This is a genomic window from Microbacterium salitolerans (assembly GCF_019720895.1).
Taxonomy (GTDB): Bacteria; Actinomycetota; Actinomycetes; order Actinomycetales; family Microbacteriaceae; genus Microbacterium.
This window is the reverse complement of sequence record NZ_JAHKSH010000001.1, coordinates 695,253-710,269: the sequence shown is the minus strand read 5'-3', so window position 1 is coordinate 710,269 and position 15,017 is coordinate 695,253. Positions and strand designations below refer to the sequence as shown.

20 protein-coding genes are annotated in these 15,017 nt (G+C 68.9%); 9 read left to right on the top strand and 11 right to left on the bottom strand.

Features of this window, described 5'->3' with window-relative positions:
* Positions 1-71: 71 nt before the first annotated feature.
* From KOL93_RS03090 to KOL93_RS03080, 3 genes are read right to left on the bottom strand one after another with little or no spacing between them, the layout of a single operon-like run.
* Positions 72-689 (bottom strand): response regulator transcription factor, encoded by a 618-nt coding sequence (locus tag KOL93_RS03090; RefSeq protein WP_221583823.1) that lies wholly within the window; start codon positions 687-689, stop codon positions 72-74.
* On the bottom strand, positions 686-1,759 hold the full coding sequence (locus KOL93_RS03085; RefSeq protein ID WP_260405917.1) for a sensor histidine kinase: 1,074 nt from the start codon (positions 1,757-1,759) through the stop codon (positions 686-688). Before KOL93_RS03085 ends, KOL93_RS03090 begins: the two co-directional genes overlap by 4 nt.
* 59 nt (positions 1,760-1,818) lie before the next feature.
* Positions 1,819-2,064 (bottom strand): hypothetical protein, encoded by a 246-nt coding sequence (locus KOL93_RS03080; RefSeq protein ID WP_221583821.1) that lies wholly within the window; start codon positions 2,062-2,064, stop codon positions 1,819-1,821.
* Positions 2,065-2,173: 109 nt separating this feature from the next.
* Between KOL93_RS03080 and KOL93_RS03075 the strand changes: the two genes are divergently transcribed.
* From KOL93_RS03075 to KOL93_RS03060, 4 genes are all read left to right on the top strand, one after another.
* Entirely contained in the window at positions 2,174-2,836 is a 663-nt protein-coding gene (locus tag KOL93_RS03075) for a stage II sporulation protein M (RefSeq protein ID WP_221583820.1), read from the top strand.
* 190 nt (positions 2,837-3,026) lie between these two features.
* Positions 3,027-4,049 carry a 2,3-diaminopropionate biosynthesis protein SbnA gene (sbnA, locus tag KOL93_RS03070; RefSeq protein ID WP_221583819.1) on the top strand — a complete coding sequence of 341 codons (1,023 nt, stop codon included), beginning with the start codon at positions 3,027-3,029 and terminating at the stop codon, positions 4,047-4,049.
* Entirely contained in the window at positions 4,042-5,856 is a 1,815-nt protein-coding gene (locus KOL93_RS03065; protein WP_308291522.1) for an FAD/NAD(P)-binding protein, read from the top strand. The genes sbnA and KOL93_RS03065 overlap by 8 nt, the downstream gene beginning before the upstream one ends.
* The gene (locus KOL93_RS03060; protein ID WP_221583817.1) at positions 5,853-7,367 is read left to right on the top strand and encodes a type III PLP-dependent enzyme domain-containing protein; all 1,515 of its coding nucleotides are present in this window, start codon (positions 5,853-5,855) and stop codon (positions 7,365-7,367) included. Before KOL93_RS03065 ends, KOL93_RS03060 begins: the two co-directional genes overlap by 4 nt.
* 84 nt (positions 7,368-7,451) lie before the next feature.
* Here the strand turns inward: KOL93_RS03060 and KOL93_RS03055 are convergent, their stop codons facing one another.
* Both KOL93_RS03055 and KOL93_RS03050 read right to left on the bottom strand, forming a co-directional pair.
* On the bottom strand, positions 7,452-8,000 hold the full coding sequence (locus KOL93_RS03055) for a type 1 glutamine amidotransferase domain-containing protein (protein WP_221583816.1): 549 nt from the start codon (positions 7,998-8,000) through the stop codon (positions 7,452-7,454).
* Between the two features lie 128 nt (positions 8,001-8,128).
* A complete protein-coding gene (locus tag KOL93_RS03050; RefSeq protein ID WP_221583815.1) occupies positions 8,129-8,470 on the bottom strand; it encodes a DUF7882 family protein in 342 nt (113 codons plus the stop codon).
* A 181-nt stretch (positions 8,471-8,651) separates the two neighbouring features.
* Between KOL93_RS03050 and KOL93_RS03045 the strand changes: the two genes are divergently transcribed.
* The 5 genes from KOL93_RS03045 to KOL93_RS03025 all read left to right on the top strand — a co-directional run bounded on the left by KOL93_RS03045 (position 8,652) and on the right by KOL93_RS03025 (position 11,686).
* Positions 8,652-9,017 carry a DUF7882 family protein gene (locus KOL93_RS03045; RefSeq protein WP_459558707.1) on the top strand — a complete coding sequence of 122 codons (366 nt, stop codon included), beginning with the start codon at positions 8,652-8,654 and terminating at the stop codon, positions 9,015-9,017.
* A gap of 51 nt (positions 9,018-9,068) precedes the next feature.
* Positions 9,069-9,905, top strand: a complete 837-nt coding sequence (locus tag KOL93_RS03040) for a DUF1206 domain-containing protein (protein ID WP_221583813.1) — start codon at positions 9,069-9,071, stop codon at positions 9,903-9,905.
* A gap of 103 nt (positions 9,906-10,008) precedes the next feature.
* Positions 10,009-10,221, top strand: a complete 213-nt coding sequence (locus tag KOL93_RS03035) for a hypothetical protein (RefSeq protein ID WP_221583812.1) — start codon at positions 10,009-10,011, stop codon at positions 10,219-10,221.
* On the top strand, positions 10,214-11,338 hold the full coding sequence (locus KOL93_RS03030) for a baeRF2 domain-containing protein (protein WP_221583811.1): 1,125 nt from the start codon (positions 10,214-10,216) through the stop codon (positions 11,336-11,338). Before KOL93_RS03035 ends, KOL93_RS03030 begins: the two co-directional genes overlap by 8 nt.
* Before the next feature lie 39 nt (positions 11,339-11,377).
* Positions 11,378-11,686, top strand: coding sequence for a hypothetical protein (locus tag KOL93_RS03025; protein WP_260405839.1), 309 nt, complete (start codon positions 11,378-11,380; stop codon positions 11,684-11,686).
* Positions 11,687-11,761: 75 nt separating this feature from the next.
* Here the strand turns inward: KOL93_RS03025 and rplQ are convergent, their stop codons facing one another.
* The 6 genes from rplQ to infA form a co-directional block, all read right to left on the bottom strand.
* Positions 11,762-12,439: a 50S ribosomal protein L17, sunset domain variant gene (rplQ, locus tag KOL93_RS03020; protein ID WP_221583810.1), complete on the bottom strand. Its 678-nt coding sequence runs from the start codon at positions 12,437-12,439 to the stop codon at positions 11,762-11,764.
* Positions 12,440-12,475: 36 nt separating this feature from the next.
* On the bottom strand, positions 12,476-13,465 hold the full coding sequence (locus KOL93_RS03015) for a DNA-directed RNA polymerase subunit alpha (protein ID WP_221583809.1): 990 nt from the start codon (positions 13,463-13,465) through the stop codon (positions 12,476-12,478).
* 149 nt (positions 13,466-13,614) lie between these two features.
* On the bottom strand, positions 13,615-14,013 hold the full coding sequence (rpsK, locus tag KOL93_RS03010; protein WP_221583808.1) for a 30S ribosomal protein S11: 399 nt from the start codon (positions 14,011-14,013) through the stop codon (positions 13,615-13,617).
* 26 nt (positions 14,014-14,039) lie between these two features.
* A complete protein-coding gene (rpsM, locus tag KOL93_RS03005; protein WP_221583807.1) occupies positions 14,040-14,414 on the bottom strand; it encodes a 30S ribosomal protein S13 in 375 nt (124 codons plus the stop codon).
* 166 nt (positions 14,415-14,580) lie between these two features.
* On the bottom strand, positions 14,581-14,697 hold the full coding sequence (gene rpmJ / locus KOL93_RS03000; RefSeq protein ID WP_221583806.1) for a 50S ribosomal protein L36: 117 nt from the start codon (positions 14,695-14,697) through the stop codon (positions 14,581-14,583).
* 74 nt (positions 14,698-14,771) lie between these two features.
* Positions 14,772-14,990 (bottom strand): translation initiation factor IF-1, encoded by a 219-nt coding sequence (infA, locus tag KOL93_RS02995; RefSeq protein WP_221583805.1) that lies wholly within the window; start codon positions 14,988-14,990, stop codon positions 14,772-14,774.
* Positions 14,991-15,017: the final 27 nt, after the last annotated feature.

Here is a 15,017-nt window from a genome sequence, read left to right as displayed (position 1 = left end):
TGACGAAAGCCGGGCCAGATCGCCCGTATCGCCATCTCAGACGGACATTCCAGAGCGCCTCGACGATGGTGTCAGAGCCAGCCGCGGTCGCGGGCTACCCGTGCCGCGTCATGCCGCGTGCTCGTGCCGGTCTTGTGCAGAGCGCTGGAGAGGTAGTTGCGAACGGTGCCGGGCGCGAGGTGCAGGCGTCGGGCGATGTCCTTGACGGAGTAGCCCTCGCGGGTCTCGCGGAGGGTGTCGGTCTCACGGTCGGTGAGCGGCGAGTCATCCATGACGGACGCTTCGAGCACGTCGTGGGCAATCCAGCGACCCCCGTCGTGCAGTGTGCGGACCACGCCGACGATCTCGTCCGGGTCGGCGCCCTTGGACATGAAGCCCTGCACGCCGAGTCCCAACGCGCGGCGCAGGACGCCAGGTCGGGCGTGCCGGGTGAGCATCAGCACCGGTTGTCCCGGGCGCTCCGCCAGGATCGCGGCGACAGCCTCGAGACCGTCCATCTCGGGCATCTCGAGGTCGATGACCAGGACGTCGGGCTGGTGCTGCAGGGTCGCGGCCACGGCCTCGGAGCCACTCTGTGCCTGCGCGACGACCTCGATCGTCCCGTCCATCGGCAGCAGCGCTGCGAGCGCCGTGCGCAGCAGGTGCTCGTCATCGGCCAACAGGATCCTCACGGGGTTCGGGTCGCTCATCGTGCCTCCTGGACCGCCGGACGAACACGGATGGGATCGATCCGCGCTTCGATGATGAACTGTCCCGGTGGGCGGTCGATCCGCAGTTCGCCGCCGGCTTCCTCCACTCGCTGGCGCAGCCGCGCGAGGCCGCTCAGAGCACCCGCGCCGTGCTCCCGCACGCCGTCGTTGACGACCTCAACTATGCGTGAGGAGACGGTGATCGTGACGGTTGCGGGGCGCGCGTGCCGGAGCAGGTTGGTCGTGGCCTCGCGGAGCACCTGTGCCAGCAGAGGATGAGCGGCGGCGGTCTGCTCCTCGAGTCGCGTCTCGACGGCGATGCCGGCAGCTTCACACAGCCGCTTCGCGTTCTCGACCTCCGCTGTCAGATTCAGCTCGCGTCGGGCATATGCCAGGGAACGGGTCTCCGTGATGGTCTCGTCGGCAAGTCGGCGGATCTCGTCGAGCTCGCTCTCGGCGCGGTCGGGGTCGGTGCGCACCATGCGTCGGGCGAGCATGGTCCTGAGCTTGATCACGTGAAGTGACTGGCCCTGGATGTCGTGCAGATCGCTGGCGAAGCGCATTCGCTCACGGGCGACGGCGAGCTCCCGCTCCGTCTCCGTCGCCCGTTCGAGTCGGCGCACGATCTGCCAGGCGTGCTCGCTCACGAGAATCACTCCGGCGATGAAGAGCGTGCCGAGGAACGGGGTCAGAAGGTAGGTTGCGGCGAGCTCCCAGCTGACCGGATGGGCGGCGAAGGCGCAGGTCCCGATCGCCGCGACACCGAGCGCGAGGACGCCGATCCACAGCGCCCGGTGCCCGGAGCGGGCCACGAGCAGCGCACCCACCAGCGACAGCGGGACGAAGCTGATCGGGCTCTCGGCCGTCAGCGCACCGACCGCCCACGACGCTGCGGTGAACATGAGTGCGAAGACCGCGCGCCGCGGGTAGCCGTCCAGGTTCCACTCGCGCAGCACCCCGAGAGTCAGCAGGTAGCCGATCGCCATCGTCAGCCCCTCCCACCAGGACGTCGCCGTCAGGGCAACGCCAAGCACGCTCACAGGCGCGATCGCGGCGACGGCGGTGGCCATCGCCACCCGCCGCATCGTCAGATCGCTCGCAGCGCCGCCCGGCGCGTCGTCCGTGATGGTCAGCTCCGTCTCTCACTGTCCTCGCGCGCGATGGCGCGGCCCAGAGGAACCTTGGCGATCATCGTCGCGATCACGAGGACGAGCGCCACGTAGCCCAGCGCCGGATTTCTCGTGAAGAACTCGACGATGCCGTCGGGAAGAACCGTGAAGAGCCCATGATCGAAGAACCGCAGCCCGACGTACGCGAGGAACACCGTCACGGACACCACGAGGAGGAGGTTCAGCAGCGCATCGAGCATCTTCATGCGCCTCACGATGCCAGGGCCCCGCACGATGGGACAGTGACGCAGCGTCATCTCCACCGGTGATCCAGGGGCACTGGCGGGAAGAGGCCAGTGGGCGTCGGATGTTGTCATGACCTCCGAAACGACTCCTTCGACCCAGCATCTGCGCGTGCCTGTATGGCGACGGCCGTTCCGGCTCATCGGCGAGAACCGGCGCGCCTATCTCCTCATCAACGCGGCCGCCTACGGCCTGGGGCTCCTCGGGTTCGCACTCGGCCTGGCCTTCCCCGAGCTCGTCGCGGCACGGACCACCGCGATGGTGGACGACGGCACCGCCGACCTCGTGACCCGGCTCGTGAACTTCCCCCCACTGTTCGCAGTGACCATCCTGGCCGTCAACGTGCTCCGACTCAGCCTCCTGACCATCGTGCTGCCCTCACTGATCATTCCGTTCGCGGGACTGGTGCTCTTCGGCTACTGGAGCGTCCAGACCGGCATCACCCTGGCGCCGACCGACGCCGCAGGGTGGGTAGCACTCATCCCGCACGCGCTCACCATCCTCATCGAGTTCCAGGCGTACATCCTGCTCGCGCTTGGCGCGTACCGCCTCGGAGCGCACTGGCTGTTCCCGCACTCCTCAGGTGCGCCGACCCGGCGGCAGGGCTACCTGCGCGGACTGCGAGAGACCGGACTACTCGCCCTTCCCGCCCTCATGCTGCTCGTCATCGGCGCGCTCTGGGAGGCGTACTCGCTGCGCTACCTCGTCCACCCGCTCAACCAGATGCTGCTGTAGGGATCGGCGATGGTCGAGTGGAATCTGCCCAGGTCTCGCCGCCACTGGGAGCCTGTCACCACCGGGCGCGGGCAATTCCTCAGGAAGATTCACGACAGCGAAGCTCCCAGGGAGCCTGGCGGTCTCGTCGTGTCCGACGCGGGATCACGTGGCGCTATCACTGCGCCAGACGCCTCCGTAGAGTGACTCCATGCCCATGTCGCTGATCGTCGATGGCATCGACGAGGCCGTCGGGAGCACGCCCCTCGTGCGCCTGGATGCGCTGTTCCCCGATTCCGGTATAGAGATCCTCGCGAAGCTCGAGTCGGTGAATCCCGGCGGATCCACGAAGGACCGGCCCGCGAGGGGGATGGTGCGCGACGCCCTGAAGACCGGTCGTCTCACTCGCGGCGGCACAGTCGTCGAGTCGTCTTCCGGGAACCTCGGCGTGGCCCTGGCCCGCGCGTGCAACGCCCACGACGTGAGGTTCGTGTGCGTCGTCGATGCCAGAACCAACGCCACCACCGTGCGACTCATCACGGCCCTCGGTGGGGAGGTCGATGTGGTCACCGAGCCCGATCCCGAGACGGGGGATCTCCTCACGGCGCGGTTCCACCGCGTCGAGGAGCTGCTCGCGGAGATCCCCGGTGCGGTCAATCTCTACCAGTACGGCAACCCCGCGAACCCCCGCGCCCACTACGACGGCACCATGCGAGAGATCGCCGAGGCGACGGGACACCAGGTCGACGTGCTGATGGCGGCGGTGTCCACCACCGGCACGATCGGCGGATGCGCCGCGTACATCCGCGACCACCGCATGGACACCCGCGTGGTCGCGGTGGATGCGGTCGGCAGCGTGCTGTTCGGCGGCACCGCCGCGCCCCGCCTCCTGCCGGGCATGGGGGCCGGCGTGGTCACCGAGCTGTCCACCCAGGTCGACCCCGATCAGGTGATCCGCATGAGAGCCCTCGACTGCGTGGTGGGCGCCCGACATCTCGCGCGCTCGGAGGGGATCCTCGCCGGCGCCTCGACCGGCGGCGTCGTCAGCGCGCTGGGCGACCTGATCCCGGATCTCGCGCCCGGCACGCGCGTGGTGTTCATGGTGCACGATGGCGGCGTGCCCTACTTGGAGACGGTGTACGACGACGAATGGGTGCGCGACAACCTCGATGCCGACGCGGCGGCGATCGCGGAGGGGCTCGACCAGCTGCGCAGGACAGCCCGGCGTGGCTGAGCGGCTCACCCGACCGCGGCCCGGCTCCGAGGACGCGCTCCGCACCGCCCTGCCGTCCCTGCGTGTCGCCGTCGTGGGCGCCGGACCGAAGGCGCTGTACGCCCTCGAGGAGCTCGCGGCGGCCCTGAAACACGGCGATGCCGCGCCTCGCCTGGACGTCACGGTGATCGACTCGATACGAGTGCCCGGCACCGGCACCGCCTATGATCCGGATCAGCCCCATCACCTGCGACTGAACGTGACCGCGACGATCCTCGACGCACCGGCGACCGGCGCCTTCCCCGGCTTTCCGGCCTGGGTGCGCGGCGCGCATCCGCGGCTGGCGGGCGAGCCGTATCCTCCGCGTGCCGTCGTGGGCGAGTACCTCGCGCAGCGCTGGCAGCGGATGCTCCAGGACCTCTCCCCGCACGCCCGCGTATTCGTCGTCTCCGCTCGCGTGACGGACGTGCGACGAGTCGGTGACGCCTGGCAGCTGGTCACCGATGCGACCACCGCGGCCGCGATGCGCCCCGTGGATGAGGTGCTCATCGCCAGCGGACATGCCGCGGGTCACGCGGGAGCCCTCGCCCGCCACTGGCGCTCGCCCGTCCCTCTCGTGCCCGCGACGCTCCCCGTGGAGCGGATGCTGACGACCGAGCGCGTGCCGCCCGGTTCGCGGGTGGCGGTGCGCGGTGGCGCGCTGACGTTCATCGACGCGTGCCTGTTCCTCACCGAGGGCCGCGGCGGCGCCTTCGCCCCCGATGCCGACGGCTCCTGCCGGCTGGTGCACCGCCGTGGCGACGCGGAGCCCGCCACGATCCGACCGGTCACCCGGCACGGTCTGCTGCTCGACGCCAAGCCGGACCCGAGCATGCCGGTGTCCGAGGAGATCAGGCGCGCCGCGGAACGCGCGGGCACGCGATTCCCCTCCGGCTCCCGTGCCGGTGATGCCCACGCGACCGGGATCCCGTTCGGCCCGGACGCGGTGCGGGAGATCCTGGTCGATGCGGCCGTCGCCGTGCTCGGCGACGACGGGCGAGAAGCCGTCGAGAGCACCCTGCGCACCGGCGCGGAACCGGACCTCCCCCACGAGGCGGGTCGATCCGAGACCGCGCTGCGACGCAGCATCGAGACCGCGGAGGGCACCCGCCAGCCGGGCCCGGCCTGGGTTCTGGGGCGTCTCTGGCAGGCGCTCTCTCACCAGATCTCCGCGAGCCTGCGCGGCTGCGACGCCAGTGAGACGGAGTGGCTTCGCTTCCGGCACGCCGCCCAGGTGCTGGAGCGGTTCGCCTTCGGTCCGCCGCTTGTGAACGCCCGGAAGCTGCTGGCGATGATCGATTCCGGCGCCGTCGACCTGTCCTGGATGGACGACGACGTCCAGATCGACGGCCGGGGCCCCCACGACGCCTCCGGCCACCGGATCCCGGATGTCGACGTCGTGATCGATGCGGTGCTCACCCCGCCCGGCCTCGTCGACATCACCGACGAGCTGACCGGCGCGCTGTTGCGCCGCGGGTTCGTGCAAGTGCGACCGGGCAGGCGGGGAGCGATGGTCGACGAGGCAGGCGCCCCCGTCCACCGCGATCACCGTCCCGGCGCCGAAACGTCTGACGGGTTGGCGCTGATCGGCCGTCCGACGGAAGACCATGTGATCGGGCACGACTCGCTGAACCGCCACCTGCACCAGGAGGGGCGCCGCTGGGCGCAGCGGATCGCGGGCCTCATCTCCGCTCCCCCGCACGCCCGCGGACGGCCGGAGTCTCGCCCGGCACCTCCTGCCGGCGAACGCCCCCTCACCGACACCGCCGAACAGGAGGACGTGCCATGACCGAGGATCTCACCCTGCGCGAGGGGTGCCAGGGCACCCCTCCTCTCTCCGCCCGGCTCGAGCCGTGGATGCGCGAGCTGCTCGCGGATCCCGACACCTGCTCCGCCCTGCTGGAGCAGTACGGGAGTCCGCTGAACGTGCACGACTTCGCCGCCCTTCCGCGCAACGCCGCGGAGCTCACCGAGGTCGCCGAGGCGTCCGGGGTGGATCTGCGGATCTTCGTCGCCCGCAAGGCCAACAAGACGCTGGGGATGGTGCGCGCCGCGCACCGCGCCGAGCTCGGGGTGGACGTCGGCAGCGAGCGGGAGCTGCTGCAGGTGCTCGATGTCGGCGTGCCTCCGCAGGATGTGGTGGTCAGCGCCGCCATCAAGCCCGCGGCGGTCCTCCGTCTCGCACTCGAGTCAGGATCCCTCCTGGTGCTGGACAACCTCGACGAGGTCGCCGCCGCACGACGCGTGGCGGAGGAGATCGCTGCCGCCCGAGCGGGAGCGACGGCGGCCCGCGACGAGTCGTTTCCGGTGGCGCTGCGCCTCGCGCCAGAGCCCACCGACCTGATCCCTCCCACCCGGTTCGGTGAATCGGCCCGCACCTGGCTCGAGCTCATCGACGGCGGCATGCTCGGAGGGATGCTCCGCGTCGACGGCGTGCACTTCCACCTGCACGGCTACGACGCGATCGCGCGCGCCGCCGCGCTCGGAGAGGCCCTGGACCTGATCGACCGGCTGCGAGAACGGGGTCTGGCCGAGAAGGACGCGTTCGTGGACATCGGAGGCGGTGTGCCGATGAGCTACCTGGATTCCGCCGACCAGTGGGACGCCTTCTGGCAAGCTCACGACCAGGCTGCAGCCGATACGCGCGACCTGCCGCTCACGTGGCGCGGGGATCCGCTGACCCGCGTCTACCCCTATCATCAGCAGGTCGTCCGCGGACCATGGCTGCGGGCGCTCCTCCACCACGAGATCCGCCCCGGGACCACCGTGGCGCAGGCGCTTCGCGAACGTGGGGTGCAGCTGCGATGTGAGCCCGGTCGGTCCATGATGGACGGCTGCGGCATGACCCTCGCCCGCGTCATCCAGCGCACCACCGCCAGCGACGGAGTGCCGCTGGTCGGGCTGGAGATGAACCGCACCCAGTGCCGCTCCACCTCGGACGACTTCCTGGTCGACCCGATCCTGGTGCGCACCGGCGGCGGCTCTCCCTCGGATCCATCCACTCCGCTCGAGGGCTTCCTCGTGGGCGCGTACTGCATCGAAGAAGAGCTGATCCTGCGCCGACGCCTCGCATTCCCGTACGGGGTCGCGGTCGGTGACGTCATCGCCTTGCCCAATACGGCGGGCTACCTGATGCACATCCTCGAGAGCGCCTCCCATCAGATCCCGCTGGCGTCCAACGTCGAGCGGCACTGCGGAGACCTCTCGGGCGATGCGAACGGCCGCGGCGCGGCACCGGAGCACCGCGTTCCCAGGTTCGAGCGCGACGGCATCGATCGTGTGATGCCGATCCGCGCGTAGACCTCGCCGGCACCGGCGTCCTCCAGCGATCTGAAGGACCCCGGTGCCGGGCGGGTCAGGCCCCGCGCACGAGCACGCGCCCTGCTACGTCGTCTGCCCGGAGTGCGCGCCCTCGCCGATCTCCTCGATGACCTTCGCGTTGAACGCCGGCAGATCGTCGGGCGTTCGGCTGGAGACCAGCCCCTGATCGACCACGACCTCCTCATCGACCCATTCCGCTCCGGCATTGCTGAGGTCGGTGCGCAGGCTGGGATAGCTCGTCATCGTGCGGCCGTCGACGACATCCGCCTCGATCAGAATCCACGCACCGTGACAGATCACCCCGACCGGCTTGTGCTGCGAGAAGAATCCGCGCGCGAACTCGACTGACGCGTGATCCATACGCAGGTGATCGGCGTTCACGACGCCGCCGGGCAGCACCAGCGCATCGAAATCGCCGACGGAGGCACGGTCGGCGGTGACGTCGACGCTCTGCACGTGCCCGTTCTTCCCCGTGATGTCCTCCCCGTCAGGAGCGACCATGGTGGCTGTCGCCCCCGCGCCGGTCACTGCACTCCATGGGCTGCTCAGCTCGCTGTCCTCATAGCCGTTCGTGGCCAGGAACGCGACCTGCTTTCCCGAGAGATTCGCCATGTGCTCGACTCCTTCCGATCCGTCCTGCCGCCAGGATGGCGTCAGGCGGGATCGAGCCTGAAGCCCGCGCCTTCGAATCACAACGGGGTGGATCGTCCATCAGAGAAGTGGTAGGTTGCGCCGCTCGGTCAGCCGCGCTGCGCGACGTCCTTGCTCGTGTCGAGGGTCGAGCTGTCCTCGTGCCAGCGGGTCAGCAGGATCCCGCCCGTCGAGTTCGCGGACAGGGCCAGCGACTCGATCCACGCGCGATCGAGCTCCGTCGGCTCTGGCTCGTCGAAGGTGAAGCGCAGGGGAATGGAGGGATGCAGCCAGATCGTCGAGCGGCCAGCAGGAGCGTCCTCGAAATGCCGCCACGACACCGTGAAGCTCTCGGACCGGCGCAGCTTCGTCACGATCACGACCTTCAGGTGCGCGAGCATGCGATCTTCGATGTCGATCGGCGACGAGCCGCCGTAGAAGAGAGTTCCCACGTTCCACACCCTACGGCCCGCGAGGGATCAGAGTTCCGTGCATCGGACGACCTGCTCCGTGGCCGCGGAGCCCTGTCCATGTCCGTGCGGGGGCGCAGCATCTGCCGATGTGAGCGGCTGTGCACGCGACGCGCTGGGATACGGTGCTGGTGTGCTCGTCAGGGAGCTGTCATCGATATCGATGAGCGGAACGATCGGAGCCGTGTTGGGAAGATTCAGATACAACCACGACGTGGAGACGGAGTTCGAGGACCGGACGCTCGCGCATCTGCAGGTCGTGATCGGCTCGAAGCTGCGGCGCGGAGAGTCGTTCTTCTTCACGTGGAAGGCCGCACCCGGCACCGGCAAGGGGCGCACCACGATCTGGATGCACCCCGGCTGCTCGCTCGTCTTCGCGTATCACGGCAGTCGCAACCCGCGGCTCAACATCGCGTGGATCGACGCACTCGCTCACGTGGCGAACTCATCGACGGGGCTCTACGTCGTTCGCGAGCCCGAGGGGCGCGCGGAGGATTCTGGCGTCGACCGGGAGCCCTCCCTGCCATGATTCTGCAATGGACTGCGCACACCCGTTCGGCCTCGGCGACGAGGTGACGCGGTGAACGATCCGGACGACATCGCGGAAGATGCCGCCGAGGAGGTGACGCGGAACCCGGTCATGCGGGTGCTCGCCCGCGCCGGATTCGTCGCGAACGGCGTCGTTCATGGCCTGATGGGCGCCATCGCGCTCACGATCGCCTTCGGCGAGAGCAGTGGGTCGAGCGATCAGCGCGGTGCCCTGAAGGTCGTGGCGGAGGCGCCGTTCGGCTTCGCCGCGCTCTGGATCGCGGCGATCGCCCTGTGCGGCCTCGCCGCCTGGAGTCTCTTCGACGGGATCCTCACGTACGGCGGTCGCGACGCCACGGCGCAGGCGAAGAAGTGGGGGCGCCGGCTCGGCGCGTGGATCCTCGCGATCGTCTACGCGTCGCTCGGGGTGCTCGCCGCGGTCGTCGCGGTGGGTGCGCGCGGCAGCGGGGAGTCGTCCGCGGAGTCGGCCAGCCGCGGGGTCCTGGGACTGCCCGGCGGGCCGATCCTGCTCGGGCTCGGGGGTCTGGTGATCGCCGGAGTCGGCGTCGGATTCGGCGTGATCGGCGTGCGGGGCGGCTTCCGCAAGAGGCTGAAGATGCCGGGAGGCGCGACGGGCACGACCGTCATGATGCTGGGAGTCGTCGGGTACTGCGCGAAGGGCGCAGCGCTCCTCGTCGTCGGCATCCTGCTGGTCGTGGCGGCGATCACGGTCGACCCGGATGCCGCGGGCAGCATCGACGGCGCGCTCCAGGCCCTCCGGGACAGGCGTTTCGGGCCGCTTGCGGTGGCCGTGGTGGGTGTCGGACTCATCGCGTACGGCCTGTTTCTGATGCTTCGAGGGAAGTACGCGCGTCTCAGTACGGCGTGAGAACGACCGCGCAGACCGGGTACCAGCTCACGAATTCGCCTGTCAACCCCTTCGGAAGATCCACCACTCGCCCCTACGGTAGCCGCGTGGAAAGGAGCCGAGGATGAGCGACGACGAACGAAGAGACACGACCCACGGAACGACTCTCGACGACGAGATGGAGCAGGAGTCGCGCGGGCTCGTCCATGATCACGGGGATCCGCCGCAGGCGGCGCCGCTTCGCGATGCGGCGCCGTCGCCGAACGACCCCGACGACGAGGTGGAACGCGCGTTCTGGAAAGAGATGACCGACGACGAAGGGAACGAGGATGAGTGACCCACTTGCGCGCCTGCTGGCAGAACCCGGTCCCTGGACGGTCGCCTACGTCGACGGACACGGAGACCGACCGCGACCAGAGGAAGAAGGACACCGCCGCGCGGTGCGCGAGGGCCTGAGCGCCGCCGGCGCGCCGGAAGAGGATATCGAGAGCGTCGACCGCGCGCTTCAGGCAGACCAGGGCGTGCCCGCACCCTCCGCGCACTACCTCCTGGTGCGGCACGGCACGATCGAGGTCGACGAGCAGTTCACCGGAGCGAGGCTCGGGGCACCGCTGCTCCGGCATGGGCACGTGCCGGAGGTCCTGCCGCTCCTGCGCCATCGCGCCGCGGACGTCCCCTACCTGCTCGTCGAAACCGGGCGAGACGGTGGGGAGATGCGGCTGCGCCGCGCGCACCGGACCGGTGACCTGCATGAAGCGGATGTCGAGGGACGCGAGCCCCACCACCTGCAGAAGGTGAGAGGCGGAGGGTGGTCGCACCGCCGGATCCAGGCGCACGCCGAGGAGGTCTGGAAGCACAACCAGTCCGAGATCGCTGACGCCGTCGACCGAATGGTGCGCGAACACGAACCGCGGTTCGTCGTCATCGCCGGCGACGTGCGAGCGCGCCAGCTGCTTCTCGAGCAGCTCTCCGTCCCGGCGCGCGAGCGGGTGGTGGACGTCGCCGCCCACACCCGCCCGGACGGCGCAGATGACACGGTCGTGGACGACGCCGTCGCCGAGGCCATCGGCGAGAGGCTGCGCGGTGAGATCGCGGAGGCGGTGGATCTCGCGTCCGCGAACGACGGCGCCGACGGCGCCCGCGGGGCAGACGCGGTGCGCGACGCGCTGCGGGAATCGCGCGTCGCGACGCTCGTGCTGGACGCGCGACTCGGCGAGTCCGAACGCACCATCGAGGCTCTGGACGGTCCTCCGTGGGTCTCCGCCGGCGAGGGCGATACGGCGGGCACCACGCAGCTCGGCAGCGTTCCGCTCGCCGAGGGTCTGGCGCGCGCCGCCGTCCTCACGGACGCGCGGGTGCTCATCGTCGAAGAGGAACCGCTCGCCGACGATGAGCACCGGCCGAGCAGCGCGGCAGACGAACCGCTCGCGCTGCTGCGCTGGTCGCAGGAGTGACCTCACGGCAGACGGGCCCCGCGGGCTGATGCGCGCACGATGCCCGTGCAGACCGGCGGCCCCTCCCCGGGGAAGCGCGCGCACCACACGACACTCTCAACGGATCGGAGCATCATGGCGACCTGCGACACCTGCGGAAACGACTACGACAAGACCTTCACGATCACGCGTGGAGAGCAGACCGGCACGTTCGACAGCTTCGAATGCGCCATCCAGGCGACCGCTCCGCGATGCGCCCGGTGCGGTTGCGTCATCATCGGCCACGGCGTAGAAGTCTCTGACGAGTCCTTCTGCTGCGCGAACTGCGCACGCCGCAGCACCTCGGCGCCTCTCACCGACAGCGCCTGAACCGGGGATGCGACACTTCCCGGTGCACGCGAAAGGCCCCCGGAAATCCGGGGGCCTTTCGTGTGGGGCGTCGCGTCAGTTCGCGTAGCCGGCGGCCTGGGCCGCCTCAGCCGTACGGAAGTACACGTCGGCCTTGACCTGCGCGTAACCGCCGGCACCGGGCTCGTAGAACTTCTTCGTGGCCTTCTTGCCCTTGATCTCGAAGCCCTCGGGCGCCGAGCCGTCCTCGAGGGGCTCGGCGACGTCGTCGCCGGCCTCGGCCGCGGGGGCCTCCTCTGCGGGAGCCGCGGTCGTCTCCTCGACGACCTCGGTCTCCTCGGCGACGGTCTCGTCGACGACGGGCTCCTCCGCGGGCGCCTCGTCGGCCTTCGGAGCGGCCTTCGACTTCGGCGTCACGGGCTCGAGGACGAGCTCGATGACGGCCATGGGGGCGTTGTCACCCTTGCGGGGACCGATCTTCGTGATGCGGGTGTAGCCGCCCTCGCGGTCGGCGACCTGGGGAGCGATCTCGTTGAAGAGCGCGTACAGGGCGTCCGAGTTGCGGAGGATCGACATCGCGCGGCGGTGAGCGGCGCGGTCGCCGCGCTTGCCGAACGTGATCAGTCGCTCAGCCACGGGACGGAGGCGCTTGGCCTTCGTCTCGGTGGTCTTGATCGACTTGTTGGTGAACAGCGCCGACGCGAGGTTCGCGAGGATCAGACGCTCGTGTGCGGCTCCGCCACCGAGGCGGGCACCCTTCGTGGGCTTAGGCATTTCGATTTACTCCAGTATCGAAGAGAGTCGGATGGATCAGAGCGTCTCGTCGTCGTAGCCGCCGTAGAAGTTGGACCCGTCGAAACCGGGAACAGCATCCTTGAGCGACAGTCCGAGCGAGGTGAGCTTGTCGCGCACCTCGTCCACCGACTTCTGTCCGAAATTGCGGATGTTCATGAGCTGCGTCTCCGAGAGGGCGACGAGCTCGCTGACCGTGTTGATTCCCTCGCGCTTGAGGCAGTTGTACGAGCGAACCGACAGATCGAGGTCCTCGATCGGCATGGACAGCTCGTTCGAGAGGACCTGCTCGACCGGCGCGGGGCCGATCTCGATTCCCTCGGACTCCTCGTTCAGCTCGCGAGCGAGACCGAACAGCTCGACCAGCGTGCGGCCGGCCGACGCGACGGCGTCGCGAGGAAGGATCGAGTCCTTGGTCTCGACGTCGAGCACGAGCTTGTCGAAGTCGGTGCGCTCACCGGCACGAGTCGCCTCGACGCGGTATGCGACCTTGACGACCGGCGAGTAGATCGAGTCGACCGGGATCTGGCCGGCCTCGGCGTACTCGTTGCGGTTCTGGCCCGCCGACACGTAGCCGCGGCCGCGCTCGATCGTGATCTCGAGCTCGAACTTGGCGTTGTCGTTGAGCGTCGCGATGACGAGCTCGGTGTTGTGGATCTCCACGCCCGCGGGAGCCGAGATGTCGGCTGCCGTGACCTCGCCCGCGCCCGTCTTGCGAAGGTAGGCGGTGATGGGCTCGTCGCGCTCGCTCGAGACGACGAGCTGCTTGACGTTGAGGATGATCTGCGTGACGTCCTCGACGACACCGGGGATCGTGCTGAACTCGTGCAGAACGCCGTCGATGCGGATGCTCGTGACGGCAGCGCCGGGGATCGACGACAGCAGGCTGCGGCGCAGCGAGTTGCCGATCGTGTAGCCGAAACCGGGCTCGAGCGGCTCGATGACGAACCGGCTGCGGAACTCGGAGATCTTCTCCTCGGTCAGAGTAGGACGCTGTGCGATGAGCACTATGTGTTCCTTTCGATCAAGTGCCCGCTATTTGACACTTGGTGAATGAGGTCTTGAGTTGTGACTCGTGCGCGCGCTCGGCGCGCGCAGGTGGAACGACTGTGCGCCGAGGTGCTGCAGGTATCTGCAGCACCCCGGCGGCTAGTAGCTCAGACGCGGCGACGCTTCGGCGGGCGGCAGCCGTTGTGCGCCTGCGGCGTGACGTCCTGGATCGAGCCGACCTCGAGGCCAGCGGCCTGAAGCGAGCGGATCGCGGTCTCGCGGCCCGAGCCCGGACCCTTGACGAAGACGTCGACCTTCTTGACGCCGTGGTCCTGCGCCTGACGGGCAGCCGACTCGGCGGCCATGCCAGCGGCGTACGGGGTCGACTTGCGCGAACCCTTGAACCCGACGCCACCCGACGACGCCCAGCTCAGCACGGCGCCCTTCGGGTCGGTGATCGAGACGATCGTGTTGTTGAACGTCGACTTGATGTGGGCCTGGCCCAGCGCGACGTTCTTCTTCTCCTTGCGGCGCGGCTTGCGCGCTGCGGACTTCGGTGCAGCCATGGTGTTCTCCTAAACCTTTACGCGCCTCAGCGAGCCTTCTTCTTACCTGCGACCGTGCGCTTGGGGCCCTTGCGGGTACGCGCGTTGGTCTTGGTGCGCTGGCCGCGCACGGGCAGGCCGCGACGGTGGCGGATGCCCTCGTAGGAGCCGATCTCGACCTTGCGGCGGATGTCGGCGGCGACCTCGCGACGGAGGTCACCCTCCACCTTGTAGGCGCCCTCGATGTGGTCGCGCAGAGCGATGAGCTGGTCGTCAGTGAGGTCCTTGACGCGGATGTTCTCGTCGATGCCCGTGGCAGCGAGAATTTCGTTCGAGCGGGTGCGTCCCACGCCGTAGATGTACGTGAGTGCGATCACCACGCGCTTGTCGCGCGGGATGTCGACGCCGGCAAGACGTGCCATGCGGTCTCTCCTATTTGATAGTGGAGGTGTGGAGCAGGATCGGTGCCCGGGCCTCCGCCCCGAGGTGTCCCCCGCGCGTCCTTCACGGACGATGCGGGTTCTGATCCTGCCGAAATATGGAGTTGTGAAGCCGTCGTGACGGCACCCGCGGAACCGCGGGTGCGCGTCAGCCCTGACGCTGCTTGTGACGCGGGTTCGACTTGCAGATGACCATCACGACGCCGTGGCGGCGGATCGTCTTGCAGTGCTCACAGATGCGCTTGACGCTGGGCTGAACCTTCATGATGTTCCTATCGCTGTCTTCGTGCCTCGCGGATCCTGGTGATCCGCAGGGCCGTTACTTCTCGGTCGGGCCGATCAGCGGTAGCGGTAGACGATGCGCCCGCGCGTGAGGTCGTAGGGGCTGAGCTCTACAACGACGCGATCCTCGGGGATGATGCGGATGTAGTTCTGTCGCATCTTGCCGGAGATCGTGGCGAGCACCTTGTGACCGTTGCTCAGCTCGACGCGGAACATCGCGTTGGGCAGAACCTCGGACACCGTGCCTTCGATCTCGATGACACCGTCTTTAGCCATAGACTCGCTTACCTTCTGAGCAGACCG